This is a genomic window from Stappia indica (genome assembly GCF_001696535.1).
Classification (GTDB): domain Bacteria; phylum Pseudomonadota; class Alphaproteobacteria; order Rhizobiales; family Stappiaceae; genus Stappia; species Stappia indica.
The window spans coordinates 51,477-67,626 of record NZ_MBQE01000003.1; the positions used below are offsets into that span (position 1 = coordinate 51,477).

Sequence of the window (16,150 nt, forward strand, 5' to 3'; positions counted from 1 at the left end):
CTAATGCTTCGTTAAACGCCGCCCCGGTACAGGCCCGGTACAGGCCCGGAACAAGGCCTGGAGCAGCCCGCATGGCGGCGGCAGGGCGGCCCGGCGGGCGATTGCCGCTGCCCGTCCTTCGTGCTTAAAACGGAGCTCCAACCATCTTCTCCCGCCACACAAGGACCTCGCCCGTGCGCGCCTCCCTGATCGCCCATTCCGCCGACGCTGTTGCCATTCCCGTCCATGCCGTCGACCGCGACGGAACGCCGGCAACGCTCCAGGGCCTGGGTGCAAGGGCTGAGGCCTTTGCCGCGGCGAGCGGGTTCGACGGGACGGCCGGCCAGCTTCTGCTGGTTCCCGGTGCCGAAGGAGCGCTTGAGGCGGTGTTGTTCGGCGTCGCCAAGGCTGCCGACCCGGGCTTTGCCTTCGGAGACCTGGCCCGCAAGCTGCCGGGCGGCGACTTCCGCCTGGAAATCGCCGGCGAGGCGCAGGAAGAGGCCGCGCTTGCCTTCGCGCTCGGCTCCTACCGGTTCGAGCGCTACCGCAAGCCGTCCGGCCGCTCGGCGCCGCGGCTGATGGTGGGCGAGGGTGTCGACCTGGAACGGGTCGGCCTCATCCTCGACGGCATGACGCTGGCCCGCGATCTGGTCAACACGCCGGCAAGCGACCTCGGTCCTGCCGAGCTGTGCGAGGCGGCGCTGCGCCTGTTCGACGATCGGGGCGGGCGCGTGCGCGTCGTCGAGGGTGAGGCGCTGCTGTCCCAGGGCTTCCCGATGGTGCATGCGGTCGGCCGGGCGAGCTCCCGTGCGCCGCGCCTGCTCGATGCGACATGGGGCGAGGAGGGGCATCCGCGCGTCACCCTGGTCGGCAAGGGCGTCGTCTTCGACACCGGCGGCCTCGACATCAAGCCGTCCAGCGCCATGGCCTTGATGAAGAAGGACATGGGCGGTGCGGCGGCCGTGCTGGCACTGGCCTCGATGATCATGGCGGCGGGCCTGCCGGTGCGCCTGCGCGTTATCGTTCCTGCGGTGGAGAACGCGATTTCCGGCGCGTCCTTCCGTCCGGGCGACGTGCTGCCGAGCCGCAAGGGCCTCACCGTCGAGATCGGCAACACCGACGCGGAAGGCCGGCTGATCCTGGCCGATGCGCTGGCGCTGGCCGACGAGGAGGAGCCGGAGATCCTGATCGACATGGCGACGCTGACCGGCGCTGCCCGTGTCGCGCTCGGGCCCGACCTGCCGCCCTTCTACACCGACGACGAGGCCTTTGCGGCCGAGCTGGCGGAGCACGCGACTGCGGTGCGCGATCCGCTGTGGCGCCTGCCGTTGTGGCGTCCCTACGAGAGCTATCTGGAAAGCCGGATCGCCGACATCAACCACATCAACACCAGCGGCGCGGGCTTCGCCGGCTCGATCACCGCGGCGCTGTTTCTCTCCCGCTTCGTCGAAAAGGCGCGGGTCTGGGCGCATTTCGACATATACGGCTGGAATCCGGCCGATCGTCCGGGCCGGCCGCTCGGCGGCGAGGCGCAGGCCGCGCGCGCGCTGTTTTCGCTGCTGGCCGCCCGCTACCCGAAAGGCTGAGGCCCGCCGCGTCCGCGCCGCTCGCCGGTTTCGCCGTTTGTATAACGGAACCGAAACGAATTGCCTGCCACTATGGGGCAAGGCCGGCAACGGCGCGTGAGGCATGGGTGAGAGATGGGTATCGACTTGCGGCCGTCGCAGGCGCTGCGGCTCTGGCACGACGTGACGATGTCGCTGGTCACCGACGGCGACAAGGACCTCACCTCGCGCCAGATGGCGATCCTGATGACGGTCTATCTGGAGCCGCCGCCGCACACGGTGCGCGGGCTTGCCGCGCGTCTCGACGTCACCAAGCCGGTGATCACCCGCGCGCTCGACACCCTGGGCGCGATGAAGCTGCTGTCGCGCCGCCGCGACGAGGCCGACCGGCGCAACGTCGTGGTGACCCGCACCGTTGCCGGGGCGCTCTATCTGGAGCACATTGCGGATACGATCGTTGCCCGCGCCGCCGAGATAACTCGCTGATTGCGCGTGGCTGGGCACGGTCGCCGCAAGCCCGAAAAGCCCGGAAAATCTGGACTGCCGCATGACCAGCGAAGCTGACGCCACCCTCGACCGCCGCATCCATCCGGTTCGCCCCGATCTGGCGGCGAGCCGCTATCGCGGCAGGGTGGCGGCAGAGCGCTTCGCCGATCCGCTGCCGACGCGCATCGCGGTTGCCTCTGCGCCGCTGCGCCCCGCGCCGGATGCCGCCCGGTCCATCGATACCGAGACGCTTCATGGCGAGAGCTTCGATCTCTACGAGATCCGCGACGACGGCTGGGCCTGGGGCCAGCTGGCGACCGACGGCTATGTCGGCTACCTGCCGGCGGCAAGCATCGGCGAGGCCGGGGAGCCGGCCACCCACCGGGTCTGCGTGCCGCGCAGCTACCGCTATCCGGAAGCCGAGCTGAAGCGGCCGCCGCTTTCGCTGCTGTCGCTGGGGGCGCGCGTTCGCGTCGTCGGCACGGCCGTGACGCGCGGGCTCGACTACGCGCTGCTCGACGATGGCAGCGCCATGGTCGCCCGCCATCTGATGCCGCTCGGCGAGATCGTGGCCGACTGGGTGGCGGTGGCCGAAAGCCTGCTCGGCACGCCATATCTTTGGGGCGGGCGCACGTCGCTTGGCCTCGACTGCTCGGCGCTGGTGCAGCTCGCAGCAGCGGAAGCAGGCCATGTGCTGCCGCGCGACAGCGACATGCAGCAGGCAGGGGCGGGCGAAGCGCTCGACATCTCCGGGGGGCTGCCGGAGCTGACGCGCGGCGACCTGCTGTTCTGGCGGGGTCATGTCGGCATCCTGAGCGATTCCCGCACCTTGCTGCATGCCAACGGCCATACGATGAGCGTGGCGCTGGAGCCGCTGGATGCCGCGCTGGTGCGGATCGCCGCCACCGAATGGGGCGCGGTGACCGCCTGCCGGCGGCTCTAGGAGCGTCCGCGGAGCCAGGCGCCGAAGCGGATTTTCTTGGGCGTCCGCGGTCCGGTTTTTGCTGTTATTCGGTTTTTCAAGTTGTTTTGGAAATTTGCTGTCGCTTCCTTAAAAGGAAACACCTGAAACAAACCGGTTCCCCTAGCGCATCTGCTATGCAGGGAATGCATTTGTGTCGGTGTGCGAACACGACTATATCAGCGGCGACGATGCGCGAGTGTTTTTCGCGCCTTTGCAACGGACAGCGAAGACACCCCACGGGTCAATCCGAAGACTCGCCAGTCCGACCAGATCAGTAAAATTGGATGTTGCGCCTGGCCTCCCGAAGGGAAGCGGGTGACGACGTCTTTGCGCGTTCTACGGACAATTGATCAATCATGCTTCATGTCTTGCCGCATGCGGTCTTCCTTCACGTTGAAGACAACGTGAACGATGCCCTCGCCTTTCGTCTGGCGCTCGAAGGAGCGACGGGAAACATTCGCGTCCGCCGTGTCGGCTCGGTGGAGACGGCGCTCGAGCTGCTGTCGACGCCCGATGCGGCCGCCGGTCCGCCGTTCGACTGCGTCGTTGCGTCGTTGGACCTGCCCGCAGGGCGCGCCGGCGAACTGGCCCGGCGCGTGCGCCAGCGCTACGACAGCGCGACGCTGCCGCTCGTCGGCCTGACGCGCGGCACGCCGCCGGTTGCGGCGGAGGATGGCGACTGGTTCGATGCGGTCCACCAGAAGCCCGATGCCCCGCGCGAAATGAAGCGCATCGCGCGCGAGATCGTCGATCTGTGGTTCTCGCGCGCCCGCCGCTTCCATTGCTAGTTCATTGAAATAATTAAGACTTAGGCGATCCGGCTTCAGTAGCCGGTCGCCCGGTCGACGGTGTTGCGCAAGGCGCCGCCCGCCTCGAAGGCGAGGATCTGCTCGGCGACATAGGCCGAGATCGCCTCCGGGTCGCTGTCGGCGGCGACATGCGGCGTGATCACTACATTCTCCAGCTTCCACAGCGGGCTGCCTGAGGGCAGCGGCTCGGTCTCGAACACGTCGAGGCTGGCGCCCTTCAGCGTGCCGTCGGTGAGCGCGCGCAACAGGTCGGCCTCGACCTGGCTGCCGCCGCGCCCGCCATTGATGAAGACCGGAGCGCGGAGCGCGCCGTCGCGCGCCAGCCGCGACACGAGGGCGTAATCGACGAAGCCGCGCGTCTCCGGCGTCAGCGGCAGCAGGTTGACCAGAATGTCGGTGCGGGCGAGGAAGGCGTCGAGCTCGCCCTCGCCGGCATAGCAGGTGACGCCGTCGATCTGCTTGGACCCGCGCGCCCAGCCCGCCACGTCAAACCCCAATCGCACCAATACCTTGGCGGATTCCGCGCCGAGCACGCCGAGGCCGAGCAGGCCGACGCGCACATGCCGCGCGGCCGGCTGTTCGAGGTCGCGCCAGACGCCTTCGCGCTGTTGCGCGGCGTAGGCGAGATGCTGGCGATGGTGCAGCAGGACCTGCAGCGCCACCCACTCGGCCATGCGGGCGGTCAGGTCCGGATCGACGACGCGGACGACCGGAACGTCCGGCAGTCCGGGCTGGGCCAGCAGGTGGTCGACGCCGGCGCCCAGCGAGAAGATCGCCTTGAGATTGGGGCAGGCGGACAGCACCTCGGCGGGGGCCTTCCAGGCGAGCGCGTAGCGGATGTCGGCCGGGTCGCCGATGGCATCCGGCCAGGAGCGGATCTCGTGATGCGGCAGATGGCGGGCAAGGCGCGAGGCCCAGGCTGCGGGGTTCCAGCCCTTGACGGCAATCAGCAGGCTCATGCAGGTCCTCCAGACGGGTGTTTCCCTCCTTAGAGCATCTTCCGCCGATCTGTGCAGCACCGGGATCAAAAAAAGCGTCGAAACGCCAAGCCCCTGGCGGGTCAGCCGCGTGATTGTCCCCGTCTTCCGTAGCGTCAATTTTCTTGACAGGTGTGGAGCGCAATGGAATCAATTTTTGAGAGAAATTTTGCAAAATTCCGCGCTGAAATCGGGAGAAATTGATTTTTCCGTCTCAATCACGCTTTTTCCGGGGGGAATGGATCGATGAAGGTCGGAGATGTGAAGAGTGTGGTCGCCTGGGTCGACCTGATGCCGGGGCCGGGTCGCACGCCGACCCTGCATGTGACCGGCAAGGTGACGGCGCCGACGCCGTGCCACGAGGTGCTGGCGGAGTTCGCCGGGCTCGAGAAGTCGGAGCCGCCGGTCTACCTCGTCGAGGTGACGCTGCGCGAGGGCGCCGGCATCTGCCCGCAGGTGCTGACCGACCGGGACTTCCACTATATTGAGCGGAATTACGGCGGCGCGGCGAAGTCGGTGCGGGTGCTTTCGGACAGCGACAGCGAGACGGCGAAGATCGGCGAGGCGCACTGACGCGCGGCCGGCTTGTCCCCGCGCGCGCCCAGTCTCTATCCCCGCTCCGGACCGGAGCGGGCAGATGCTGTTATCCCCGCAGGGGGCGGGTCGGCGTATGATGCGCGGCAAGAAGAGGCGCGGCAAGAAGAGGCGTCAGTCGGCAGCAAAGGGATCGTGAAGCCCGGGCAGGGGCAGGGGGCGTGACGCCTCGTCCCGGCGTTCGCGCGGCCCGGCCGCCGGCGCGCCGCCGGCGGGACCCGGCCGGTCGATGGCGGCGTCGTCTGAAGCCTGCTCGCTGCGCCGCGGGGCGAGGTCGAGATCGCCGATGCTGCGGCCGCGCTTGCCGATCTTGTCGGTCGAGATCAGGATCTGCTCGATGTCGCGGCCGGCCTGGCCGAAATGCTGCTGCAGCTTGCGGACCCGCTCGTCCAGCCGGTCGACATCGGCGACGAGATGGCCGACCTCGGCCTGGATCCGGTGCGCCTCCTCGCGCAACCGGGCATCGCGCAGCACCGACTGCACCACCTGGATCGACAACAGCAGCAGCGAGGGCGAGACGATGACCACCCGGACCCGGTGCGCCTTCTGGACGAGATCGGCGAACTGTTCGTGGATTTCGGCGAAGATGCTTTCCGACGGCACGAACATGAAGGCCGTGTCCTGGGTCTCGCCCGGAATGAGATAGCGCTCGGCAATGTCCGAAAGGTGCTTGCCGATGTCGCGGCGGAAGCGGGCGCGCGCCTGCTTGAGCGGCTCCGGCCCTTCGGCCTGCTTCAGCTCGTTATAGGCCTCCAGCGGAAACTTGGCGTCGACGACGAGGGGCGGGGCGCCGTTCGGCAGGTGGATCAGGCAGTCGGGCCGCACGCGCGTCGACAGGGTCGCCTGAAAGCTGAAGGCGCCCGGCGCCAGCGCGTCCTGGACGATCGCCTCCATCCGGCCCTGGCCGAAGGCGCCCCGCGCCTGCTTGTTGTCGAGGATAGACTGCAGCGCCCCGACCTGGCCGGAGAGGTCGCGGATCGTCGCCTGCGCCCGGTCGATGACCGCGAGGCGCTCGTGCAGGTGGCGCAAGCCGTCATGGGTGCGCCGGGTGGTCTCGGCCATCGACTGGCCGAGCTTGTGGCTCATGCCGTCGAGCCGCTCGTTGACGGCGCGCATCAGGTCGCCCTGCCGCGAGCCGAAGACCTCGGCCATGGTCTGCATCCGGCCGGTCATCTCGGACTGGACCTTGAGCAGGTCGGAGACCCGCGCCTCGAGCTCGCGTGCGTGTTCGGCCGCCCGCCATTCGGCATCGCGCGCCCGGCCCGCCTGCCGCGACACGGAGACGAGCGTCAGCACCGCCGCACCGAGCAGCAGCACGGCAGCACCGACCAGCGCCTCGCCGAGCGACACGGGCCGGCCGAGCAGGGTGAAGAGAATCGTCTCCATGGAAACAAAGATAGAACATTTGTCGCAATTGCGAAACGGCGCAGGCGCGTGGGGCGGCAACCGGGCACAGCGAGCGGGCAGAGGAGCACCGGGGGCGCGGAGGAGGCCGCCGCCCCCTTCACCATGGGCTGCAAACCGCGGAAATCGTGCATTCCGGGCGCATCGGCGCGTTGACGCGGGCGGCCTTCTCCCATATCTCAGCACCATGACGAAACGAGACATCATCATCCTGCCGGATCCCAAGCTGCGCCTGGTCAGCGAGCCGGTCGCCAGCGTCGACGACGCCGTGCGCCAGCTGGCCGACGACATGCTGGACACCATGTACGACGCGCCGGGCATCGGGCTGGCGGCGATCCAGATCGGCGTGCCGACGCGCATGCTGGTGCTGGATGTGGCGCGCGAGGGCGAGACGCCCGCGCCGATGGTGGTGATCAACCCCGAGGTCGTGTGGGAATCCGACGAGCGCTCCGTCTATCAGGAAGGCTGCCTGTCGATACCGGAATATTACGAGGACGTGGAGCGGCCGCAGCGGATCGGCCTGCGCTTCCTTGACCGCGAGGGCGCGCAGCGCGAGATCGAGGCGGACGGCCTGCTCGCCACCTGCCTGCAGCACGAGATCGACCACTTGAACGGCGTGCTGTTCATCGACCACATTTCCAAGCTGAAGCGCGACCGCGTCGTGAAGAAGTTCCAGAAGCAGGCCCGGCTGACCGAAAAGGCTTGAGCCGCGCTGCAGCCTGAACCTGCGACCCGGGAGCCGGACGCATGGACATCGCCTTCTTTCTCAAGGTCTTCGCGGCGCTTTTCGCGATCATGAGCCCGGTCGCCAACCTGCCGGTGTTCCTGTCGCTGACCGGCGACCGCGATGCGGCCGGAAAGCGCGCCGTCGCCCTGACCGCAACGCTCGGCCTCGTTGCCGGTTCGCTCATCGTCTTCTTCGGCGGCGAGGCGATCCTGTCGCTGTTCGGCATCAGCATCGACGGCTTCCGCCTTGCCGGCGGGCTGCTGATCCTGCTGATCGCCCTGTCCATGCTGCATGGCGGGGAAAGCAGCGCGCAGGCCGGCACGGATGCGGAGAAAGAGCATCACCAGAGCGTCGACAATCCGGGCATCTACCCGCTGACCGTACCGATGTTGCTGGGGCCGGGCTCGATCTCGACCATCGTGATCTTCCGCGAGCAGGCGCGCGGGACGGGCGAGGAGATCGCCCTGGTGGCGGCGCTGGCCGCCATGGTCGTCGTGCTCTCTGCCACCTTTCTCGCCGCGCCGATGCTGTCGCGCGTCCTCAACTGCACCGCGATCAGCATCATGAGCCGGCTGATGGGCATGATCCTCGCCGCCATCGCCATGGAGATGATGGTGACGAGCCTCAAGGCGCTGTTGCCCGGTCTTGCATGAAACGTCTTGCATGAAGCGCCTCGCATGACGCGCCGCGCCTGATACGTTCAAACCCCTGAAAACCGAGCCCCGCTCGATCCGTCGAAGGAGAAATCATGACCTTGCGCATCGTCTTCATGGGAACGCCGGAGTTTTCCGTTCCGACCTTGATGGAGATCGTCGGCCAGGGTCACGATGTCGTCGCCTGCTACACCCAGCCGCCGCGCAAGGCGGGACGGGGCATGGAGGAGCGCAAGTCGGCAGTGCATCAGGCGGCCGAGACGCTGGGCATTCCGGTGCGCTGCCCGCAGTCGCTGAAAAGCGAGGAGGAGCACGCCGCACTTGCCGAGCTCGCCCCCGATGCGGCCGTCGTCGTCGCCTACGGCCTGTTGCTGCCGCAGGCGGTGCTCGACATTCCGGTGCATGGCTGTCTCAACCTGCATGCCTCGCTGCTGCCGCGCTGGCGCGGTGCGGCCCCGATCAACCGCGCGATCATGGCCGGCGACGCGGAAACCGGCGTCGAGGTGATGCGCATGGAAGCCGGGCTCGACACCGGTCCGGTCTACATGGCCGAGAAGCTGGCGATCGGGCAGGACATGACGGCCGGCGAGCTGCACGACCGCCTGTCGGTGCTGGGCGCGGACCTGATGGTGCGCGCGCTCGCGGCCCTGCCGCGCGGCGGCCTGGTGCCGACGCCCCAGGCGGAGGAGGGCGTCACCTACGCCCGCAAGCTCGACAAGGCCGAAACGCGGATCGACTGGACGCGGCCGGCCCGCGAGGTGCACGACCATGTGCGCGGGCTCTCGCCCTTTCCCGGTGCCTGGTGCGAGGTGGAGATTTCGGGGCGCAGCGAGCGGGTGAAGGTGCTGCGCAGCGCGCTGGACGAGAGCGCCTCGGGCGAACCGGGCACGCTGCTTTCCGCCGGCGACGAGCTGCTGGTCGCCTGCGGCAACGGCGCGGTGCGGCTGGTGCAGCTGCAGCGCGCCGGCAAGAAGCCGATGCCGGCGGCCGAGTTCCAGCGCGGCGCCCAGCTCGGTGCAGGTGCGCGCCTTTCGTAACCCCGACCCGTCCTCCATCGCCAAGCGGACGCCGGGCAGGCTATGATGCCGGGCGAACCAGACCGCTGTCAGGTGCCGCAAGGCCGAACGGACCATCCAGATGACCCATCCTGCGCTTGAACCCGCGATCCGCCCCGCAACGCCCGCCGACGAGGCGGACATTTCGCTGGTCATCGCCAGCGCCTTCGGCCAGGAGGGCGAGGCGCGGCTCGTCGACGAGCTGCGCTCCTGCGGCGCATTGGTGCTCGAGCTGGTGGCGGTCGACCGGGACGGGCGGATCGTCGGCCATGTCGCCTTTTCCCGGGTGACGGGAGCGGGCGCCGGGCACCGGCTTGCCATCTCGTGCCTGGCGCCGGTCTCGGTGAGCCCGGACCGGCAGCGCGGCGGCGTCGGCTCGGCGCTGATCCGCGCCGGGGTCACAGCCTTGCGCGAGCAGGGCGAGGATCTGGTTCTGGTGCTGGGGCCGCCGGCCTATTACCCGCGCTTCGGCTTCGACGCGGAGCTTGCGAAAAAGGTCGCCGCCCCCTATGCGGGGGCAGCCTTCCAGGCGCTGGCGCTGACCGAGGCCGCACGGGCGGCCCTGCCTATCGAGGTCACCTTCGCCACGCCCTTCGAGGCCTTCGAGTAACCGCGACAACCGGCGAGCCGTTTTCGTTCCATGCCCCGCTACAAGCTGACAGTCGACTATGACGGCCGCCCTTTCGTGGGCTGGCAGAGGCAGGACAACGGCCCGTCCGTGCAGGGCGTGATCGAGCGGGCGGTGAAGGCGTTTTCCGGCGAGACGGTGACCATCGGCGGGGCGGGGCGCACCGATTCCGGCGTGCATGCGACCGGGCAGGTGGCCCATCTCGATCTGGCAAAGGAGTGGCCGCCGGCGACCGTGCTGGGCGCGCTGAACTTCCACTGCCTGCCCGATCCGGTGGCGATCATCGACTGCCAGCAGATGCATGAGGGCTTCGATGCCCGCTTTTCCGCGATCCGCCGCCACTACCGCTATCGCATCGTCAACCGGCTGGCGCCGCTGACCCACGATCTGGGCCTGGCTTGGCACGTGAAGAAGCCGCTCGACGCAGAAGCGATGCACGAGGCGGCGCAGGTCTTCGTCGGCCATCACGACTTCACCACCTTCCGCCATTCGCGATGCCAGGCGAAGAGCCCGTGGAAGACGCTGGAAGCCTTCAGCGTGCGCCGCGAGGGCGAGAGCATCATCGCCGAGTGCTCGTCGCGCTCCTTCCTGCACAACCAGGTGCGCTCGATGGTCGGCACGCTGCGGCTGGTCGGCGAGGGCCGCTGGGGGCCGGGGGATGTCGCAAAGGCGCTGGCGGCCTGCAACCGCGAGGCCTGCGGCCCGGTGGCGCCGCCCGACGGGCTGTATCTGACGCAGGTCGACTATCGCCCGGCGGAAGATGACGCGGCGTCGCTGGCCGCCTATCGCGCCGGGCTTGCCGAGGCGGCGGGCGAAGAGGCCGACGAGGTGGTCGGCGACTGAAGGCCGGCCTCGTCCTCCTGCGGGGCGGGCGGCACCAGCTTACGATAGAGATGCCAGGTGGTGTGGCCGAGCACCGGCAGGGCGACCAGCAGCCCGGCGAAGAGCGGCAGCATCGACACGATCAGCGTCGCGGTGACGACCAGCGCCCAGCCGATCATCGGCTTCGGGCTGGTGACGACCGCGCGCACGCTGGTGATCATCGCGGTGATGAAGTCGACGTCCCGGTCGAGCAGCATCGGGAAGGAAACGACGGTCAGCGAGAACAGCAGGACCGACAGCACCGCGCCGATGGCATTGCCGATGACCAGGAACATCAGGCCTTCCGGCGTCGTCACCACCACCTCGACGAAGGCGCCGAAGGAGGCGAAGGACTTGAAGCCGAGGAACAGGGCGAGCAGCAGCCGCACCTGATACATCCACATGATCTGGACGAAGAGCACGACGAAGGCCATCCAGGCGATCTCGCGCTTGCGCTGCGCCCAGATGACCCCGAGGACGCCGGCCCAGCCGAGCGGCTCGCCCGTCTCCAGCCGGCGGCTGACCTCGTAGAGGCCGACGGCGATGAACGGGCCGATCAGCCCGAAGCCGATGGCCAGCGGATAGCTGAGATAGCTCATGTGCAGGGCGGAGGCGGTGAGCAGCACGAGGATGCCGCCGAGCGCATAGACGGCGCCGAAGAACAGGCCGAAGCGCGGCGCCTTGCGGAAGTCGCGCATGCCCGCGCCGAGCGCGTCGACGATGGCGTCGAAGCCGATGGCGTTGACCCGCGTCGGGTCCGGCCGCCGCACGGGCTGTCCGTCGATGGTGCCGCTGCCCTGTTCGCCCGTCATTGCCTGCCCCCCTGGCGTTCTTGTTTCCCGATGCTGCAACAAGCAGCGCTACTCAACCAAGAACGCACCGGCCCGTCATCTTCGGAAAGATACTTGTGGTCGAGCCTGATGTCTGTCCGGGAGGGGAGAGGTCTGTCGGTTAGCCGGCGAAATAGCTGTCGAGGAAGCGGCGATAGATCGCGGCGAGGCCGTCCAGCTCGGCCAGCGGCACGCGCTCGTCGACCTGGTGCATGGTCTGGCCGACGAGGCCGAACTCGACCACCGGGCAATAGTTCTTGATGAAGCGGGCATCCGAGGTGCCGCCGCCCGTCGAGAGCTCCGGCCGGCGGCCGGTCTCCGCTTCCACCGCATCGGCCAGCGCGTCGATCAGCTCCGCATCATGGGTGAGGAAGCTGTCGCTGGAATCGCTGGTGAAATCGAGCTGCCAGTCGCAGGCGAGCCCTTCGACGCCGGCCAGCGCATCGCGCAGATGCGCCTTCAGGCTGTCCACCGACCAGGTGTCGTTGAAGCGGATGTTGAAATTGGCGACCGCCTTGCGCGGGATGACGTTGAAGGCGGTGTTGCCGACATCGACGGTGGTGATTTCGAGATTCGACGGCTGAAAGCGCTCGTTGCCGGCATCGAGCACGAGAGCGTCGAGGCGGGCGAGCAGCGCCAGCATGTCGGAGACCGGGTTCTTCGCCAGATGCGGATAGGCGACATGGCCCTGCACGCCGGTGACCGTGACGATGCCCGACAGCGAGCCGCGCCGGCCGACCTTGATCGCATCGCCGAGCTGCGCCGGGTTGGTCGGCTCGCCGACGATGCAGGCGTCGAACCGGTGGCCGCGCTCGGCCGCCCATTCCAGCAGCTTGACCGTGCCGTTGATCGCCGGGCCTTCCTCGTCGCCGGTGATCAGGAAGGAGATGCGCCCGTCGAGCGCGTCGCCCTTGTCCGCCACATAGGCGATGGCGGCGGCAGCAAACGCTGCGATGCCGCCCTTCATGTCGACCGCGCCGCGCCCGTGCAGGATGCCGTCCTCGATGTTTCCGTCGAACGGGCCGTGCCGCCAGGCGCCCGCATCGCCCGCCGGCACCACGTCGGTATGGCCGGCAAAGGCAAGGTTCGGGCCCTTCGTGCCGATGGTGGCGAAGAGGTTTTCCACGTCCGGCGTGCCGCGGTCCGAGAACACCATGCGCTCGACCGTGAAGCCGGCTGCCGTCAGCCGCTCGTCCAGCAGCGCGAGCGCGCCGCCCTCTGCCGGCGTCACGGACGGGCAGCGCAGCAGGTCGCGGGCAAGGGTGGCAGCAAGGGAAAGGGGCTGGTCGGTCACGGGCAGGCGGCTTTCGGATGGAAGGGCGGGAACGAACGGGAGGTGGGGCGTCAGGATGGTTTCGCCCAGCGGCTGTTGGGGCGCGGGCCATAGGCGTTCGGCCCCGGCTCGCCCGGCATCAGGCCGAGACCGATGACGAAGAAGAAGTTGATCACCGGCACGAAGATCAGCACGGCGAGGAAACCGGTGAGGTTTCGGTCCTGCAGCCGCTTGATGGCGAGCGCCAGAACGACCCAGTGGCTGGCGAACAGCATGTAGGGCAGCAGCGGATGCGAATTGACGAAATCCTCCATCGTCACGACCGCCGTCTGGTCGCCGGGGATCTCCAGCGTCTGCACCCACAGGCTGACCGGGATGGCGAAGACCGCCCACAGGAAGCCGAGCGCCAGCATGTAGGGCTCGCGCGAGACGCGCCCGATCGGGCTGAAGAACAGCCAGAACGGCCCCAGCGGGCCCGGATATGCTTGCGGCTGCGACATGGAACTTCCTGGACGGGACAACTGTCTGCTGCCTTCGAAGTAGGCTGCCGGCGAGCGACAATCAAGCCGGTTGCCGGGATTGTCCTGCGATCGCGGCGTTTTGCCTGCCCGTTAATCGGCGGTTATGGGAATGCTGCTACGCAAAAGACCGTGGTCGGACGTCTGCCCGCACCGCCGACGACGCAAGAACCGCCGGGAGAGTATCCGTGTTCAGCCTTTCGCCCGCCTCCTCCAGCAATGTCTTCCGCAAGCGACGGGTCCAGCGCCTCAAGGCGATGGTCGCCGACCATGTCGCGGCAAAGGGCCGTTGCCGCATCGTCGATCTCGGCGGCACGCCGGAATTCTGGCACGTCTGGCGCGACGAGATGAATTTCGACGGCGTCACCATCACCTGCATCAATCTCGGCTTTACGGCGGAGACGGACGGCAGCCTGCCGATCGAGCTGGTATACGGCAGCGCCTGCGACCTGCCCGAGCATGCGGACAATTCCTTCGACGTCGCCTTTTCCAATTCGGTGATCGAGCATGTCGGCAACTGGGCCAACAAGTCGGCCTTCGCCCGCGAGGCGCGGCGGCTGGCGCCGAGCCACATGATCCAGACGCCGAGCTTCTGGTTCCCGATCGAGCCGCATGCGCGCTTCCCGCTGCTGCACTGGCTGCCCGATCCGCTGGTCTACCGGATCCACCTGGCCATGCGCACGGGCTTCTACCCGCGGGCGGCCAATCTCGACGAGGCGATGGTGTCGCTGGAGGACGCGCGCCTGCTGGACGGCCGGCAGATGCGCTATCTCTTCCCCGACTCCGAGCTGGTGACCGAACGGTTCATCGGCCTGCCGAAGTCGCTGATGGCGGTCCGCCACGCCGTCTCCTGACGGCGCGGCGACACGCGGATGCTTGCTCGACCTTGGCTGCGATCAGGCGCGCAGCAGCTCGTTGATCGAGGTCTTGGAGCGGGTCTTTTCGTCGACGCGCTTGACGATCACGGCGCAGTAGAGGCTCGGGCCCGGCTCGCCGTTCGCCAGCGGCTTGCCCGGCAGCGTGCCCGCGACCACCACCGAATAGGCCGGCACCTCGCCATAGAAGACCTCGCCGGTGGCGCGGTCGACGATCTTGGTCGACTGGCCGATGAACACGCCCATGCCGAGCACCGCGCCCTCGCGGACGATGCAGCCCTCGACGACTTCCGAGCGGGCGCCGATGAAGCAGTTGTCCTCGATGATCACCGGGCCGGCCTGAAGCGGCTCGAGCACGCCGCCGATGCCGACGCCGCCCGACAGGTGGACGTTGCGGCCGATCTGGGCGCAGGAGCCGACGGTGGCCCAGGTGTCGACCATGGTGCCTTCGCCGACATGGGCGCCGAGATTGACGAAGGACGGCATCAGCACGACGTTCTTGGCGATATGCGCCGAGCGGCGGACGATGGCGCCCGGCACGGCGCGGAAGCCGGCCTCCTCGAAATCGACGCCGCGCCAGCCGTCGAACTTGGACGGAACCTTGTCCCACCAGGTGGCATCGCCCGGACCGCCCTTGATGATCTCCATCGGGTTGAGGCGGAAGGACAGCAGCACCGCCTTCTTCAGCCACTGGTTCACGATCCAGTCGCCGCCCTCGGCCTTCTCCGCCACCCGCGCATGGCCGCGGTCCATCAGGTCGAGCGCGGCGTTCACCGCGTCGCGCACCGCACCCGTGGTCTGGGCGTTGACCGTGTCGCGGTCCTCGAAGGCGGCGTCGATGATGGAGGCGAGCTTCGCCTTGTCGGTATTGGCAGTGGTCATGCGCGCAGGTCTCCGGAGAATGTGTCTGGGAAAGCGTCGGAATTCTTCGCGCGGACCTAAGCGCCGCTCCTTCGCGAAGTCAAGGCCGGGCGGGCGGCGCGGGGGACCGGCCACTCGGCATTTTTGCCTGTTCCGTCCCGGCCGCTTCTTGTATGTGGCAGCGCATGGACTTGTGGATCCCCATCACGGTTTTCGCCGCCTTCTGCCAGAACGCCCGATCCGCCCTGCAACGCCACTTCACGGCGCGGCTCGGCACGACCGGCGCCACCTTCGTGCGCTTCGGCTACGGCGTTCCCTTCGCGCTGCTCTACCTTGCGGGGCTTCACTTCGTCGGCGGCATGCCGCTGCCCGAGCCGAACGCCTCCTTCGCGATCTTCGGCATGATCGGCGGCATCGCGCAGATCCTGGCGACCTTCCTGCTGGTCTACCTCTTCTCTCTGAGAAACTTCGTCGCCGGCACGGCCTATTCCAAGACCGAGCCGGTGCAGGCGGCGATCTTCGGCCTGGTGCTGCTGGGCGAGACGATCACGCCGCTGGCCGGCGTCGCCATCGCCGTCGGCGTGGTCGGCGTGATCTTCGTGTCGCTGGCCGGTAAGCCGGTGAGCGCGGGTGCGCTGCTGACGGCGCTGACCGGGCGGCCGGCGCAGATCGGCCTTGCCTCGGCGGCGATGTTCGGCATCTCGGCCGTGTGCTACCGCGCCGCCTCGCTGGCGCTGGGCGGCCCCGGTTTCCTGATGCAGGCAGGCTTCACGCTGGCCTTCGTCACCGCGTTCCAGACGCTGGCCATGGTCGCCTGGATGAGCCTGCGCGAGCCGGACCAGCTGCGCGCCAGCATGACCCATTGGCGCGGCGCCGTCTGGGTGGGGCTGGTCGGCGTTGCCGGCTCGGCCGGCTGGTTCACCGCGATGACGCTGGAAAAGGTCGCCTATGTGCGCGCGCTCGGGCAGGTGGAGCTGATCTTCACCTTCATCGTCTCGTGGTGGTTCTTCCGCGAGAAGCTGATGCCGGGCGAGATCGTCGGCACGGTGCTGATCGCCGGCGGCATCGTGCTGCTGCTGCTGGGCACCTGA

The 16,150-nt window shown here is 68.3% G+C and carries 19 protein-coding genes; 13 read left to right on the forward strand and 6 right to left on the reverse strand.

Annotated features, from left to right (window positions below; all coding sequences use genetic code 11):
* Positions 1–173 precede the first annotated feature (173 nt).
* The 4 genes from BBX35_RS11530 (at position 174) to BBX35_RS11545 (ending at position 3,782) form a co-directional block, all read left to right on the forward strand.
* On the forward strand, positions 174–1,565 hold the full coding sequence (locus BBX35_RS11530; protein ID WP_067220123.1) for a leucyl aminopeptidase family protein: 1,392 nt from the start codon (positions 174–176) through the stop codon (positions 1,563–1,565).
* A gap of 114 nt (positions 1,566–1,679) precedes the next feature.
* Complete coding sequence (locus tag BBX35_RS11535) at positions 1,680–2,030, forward strand: MarR family winged helix-turn-helix transcriptional regulator (protein ID WP_067220126.1); 351 nt, start codon at positions 1,680–1,682, stop codon at positions 2,028–2,030.
* Between the two features lie 61 nt (positions 2,031–2,091).
* Positions 2,092–2,973, forward strand: a complete 882-nt coding sequence (locus BBX35_RS11540) for a C40 family peptidase (protein WP_067220128.1) — start codon at positions 2,092–2,094, stop codon at positions 2,971–2,973.
* Between the two features lie 377 nt (positions 2,974–3,350).
* Positions 3,351–3,782 (forward strand): response regulator, encoded by a 432-nt coding sequence (locus BBX35_RS11545; protein ID WP_067220130.1) that lies wholly within the window; start codon positions 3,351–3,353, stop codon positions 3,780–3,782.
* A 35-nt stretch (positions 3,783–3,817) separates the two neighbouring features.
* Here BBX35_RS11545 and BBX35_RS11550 read toward each other — a convergent pair whose 3' ends face one another.
* Positions 3,818–4,762, reverse strand: a complete 945-nt coding sequence (locus BBX35_RS11550; RefSeq protein ID WP_067220132.1) for a 2-hydroxyacid dehydrogenase — start codon at positions 4,760–4,762, stop codon at positions 3,818–3,820.
* On the opposite strand from BBX35_RS11550, the gene BBX35_RS23420 reads away from it, so the two are divergent.
* Together BBX35_RS23420 and BBX35_RS11555 are read left to right on the forward strand one after the other, a co-directional pair.
* Entirely contained in the window at positions 4,761–5,030 is a 270-nt protein-coding gene (locus tag BBX35_RS23420; RefSeq protein ID WP_141687852.1) for a hypothetical protein, read from the forward strand. The two genes, BBX35_RS11550 and BBX35_RS23420, sit on opposite strands and share 2 nt — an antisense overlap.
* Positions 5,027–5,353, forward strand: coding sequence for a hypothetical protein (locus tag BBX35_RS11555; protein WP_067220135.1), 327 nt, complete (start codon positions 5,027–5,029; stop codon positions 5,351–5,353). Before BBX35_RS23420 ends, BBX35_RS11555 begins: the two co-directional genes overlap by 4 nt.
* A gap of 135 nt (positions 5,354–5,488) precedes the next feature.
* Here the strand turns inward: BBX35_RS11555 and BBX35_RS11560 are convergent, their stop codons facing one another.
* Positions 5,489–6,760 (reverse strand): DNA recombination protein RmuC, encoded by a 1,272-nt coding sequence (locus tag BBX35_RS11560; protein ID WP_067220138.1) that lies wholly within the window; start codon positions 6,758–6,760, stop codon positions 5,489–5,491.
* Between the two features lie 205 nt (positions 6,761–6,965).
* Between BBX35_RS11560 and def the strand changes: the two genes are divergently transcribed.
* From def to truA, 5 genes are all read left to right on the forward strand, one after another.
* Positions 6,966–7,484: a peptide deformylase gene (gene def / locus BBX35_RS11565; RefSeq protein ID WP_067220139.1), complete on the forward strand. Its 519-nt coding sequence runs from the start codon at positions 6,966–6,968 to the stop codon at positions 7,482–7,484.
* A 41-nt stretch (positions 7,485–7,525) separates the two neighbouring features.
* A complete protein-coding gene (locus tag BBX35_RS11570; RefSeq protein WP_067220142.1) occupies positions 7,526–8,158 on the forward strand; it encodes a MarC family protein in 633 nt (210 codons plus the stop codon).
* Between the two features lie 101 nt (positions 8,159–8,259).
* Complete coding sequence (gene fmt / locus BBX35_RS11575) at positions 8,260–9,195, forward strand: methionyl-tRNA formyltransferase (RefSeq protein WP_067221450.1); 936 nt, start codon at positions 8,260–8,262, stop codon at positions 9,193–9,195.
* Positions 9,196–9,295: 100 nt separating this feature from the next.
* Positions 9,296–9,823, forward strand: a complete 528-nt coding sequence (locus BBX35_RS11580; protein ID WP_067220145.1) for a GNAT family N-acetyltransferase — start codon at positions 9,296–9,298, stop codon at positions 9,821–9,823.
* A 30-nt stretch (positions 9,824–9,853) separates the two neighbouring features.
* The gene (gene truA, locus BBX35_RS11585) at positions 9,854–10,684 is read left to right on the forward strand and encodes a tRNA pseudouridine(38-40) synthase TruA (RefSeq protein WP_067220147.1); all 831 of its coding nucleotides are present in this window, start codon (positions 9,854–9,856) and stop codon (positions 10,682–10,684) included.
* On the opposite strand, the gene BBX35_RS11590 is transcribed toward truA, so the two are convergent.
* The 3 genes from BBX35_RS11590 to BBX35_RS11600 form a co-directional block, all read right to left on the reverse strand.
* Positions 10,624–11,514, reverse strand: coding sequence for a DUF2189 domain-containing protein (locus tag BBX35_RS11590; RefSeq protein WP_083206238.1), 891 nt, complete (start codon positions 11,512–11,514; stop codon positions 10,624–10,626). The two genes, truA and BBX35_RS11590, sit on opposite strands and share 61 nt — an antisense overlap.
* Before the next feature lie 139 nt (positions 11,515–11,653).
* Positions 11,654–12,826 (reverse strand): succinyl-diaminopimelate desuccinylase, encoded by a 1,173-nt coding sequence (dapE, locus tag BBX35_RS11595; protein WP_067220149.1) that lies wholly within the window; start codon positions 12,824–12,826, stop codon positions 11,654–11,656.
* 50 nt (positions 12,827–12,876) lie between these two features.
* A complete protein-coding gene (locus BBX35_RS11600) occupies positions 12,877–13,305 on the reverse strand; it encodes a DUF805 domain-containing protein (RefSeq protein WP_067220152.1) in 429 nt (142 codons plus the stop codon).
* Positions 13,306–13,511: 206 nt separating this feature from the next.
* Between BBX35_RS11600 and BBX35_RS11605 the strand changes: the two genes are divergently transcribed.
* The gene (locus BBX35_RS11605; RefSeq protein WP_067220155.1) at positions 13,512–14,177 is read left to right on the forward strand and encodes a class I SAM-dependent methyltransferase; all 666 of its coding nucleotides are present in this window, start codon (positions 13,512–13,514) and stop codon (positions 14,175–14,177) included.
* A 42-nt stretch (positions 14,178–14,219) separates the two neighbouring features.
* Here the strand turns inward: BBX35_RS11605 and dapD are convergent, their stop codons facing one another.
* Complete coding sequence (gene dapD, locus BBX35_RS11610) at positions 14,220–15,080, reverse strand: 2,3,4,5-tetrahydropyridine-2,6-dicarboxylate N-succinyltransferase (RefSeq protein ID WP_067220158.1); 861 nt, start codon at positions 15,078–15,080, stop codon at positions 14,220–14,222.
* A gap of 164 nt (positions 15,081–15,244) precedes the next feature.
* On the opposite strand from dapD, the gene BBX35_RS11615 reads away from it, so the two are divergent.
* Positions 15,245–16,150, forward strand: coding sequence for an EamA family transporter (locus BBX35_RS11615; protein ID WP_067221455.1), 906 nt, complete (start codon positions 15,245–15,247; stop codon positions 16,148–16,150).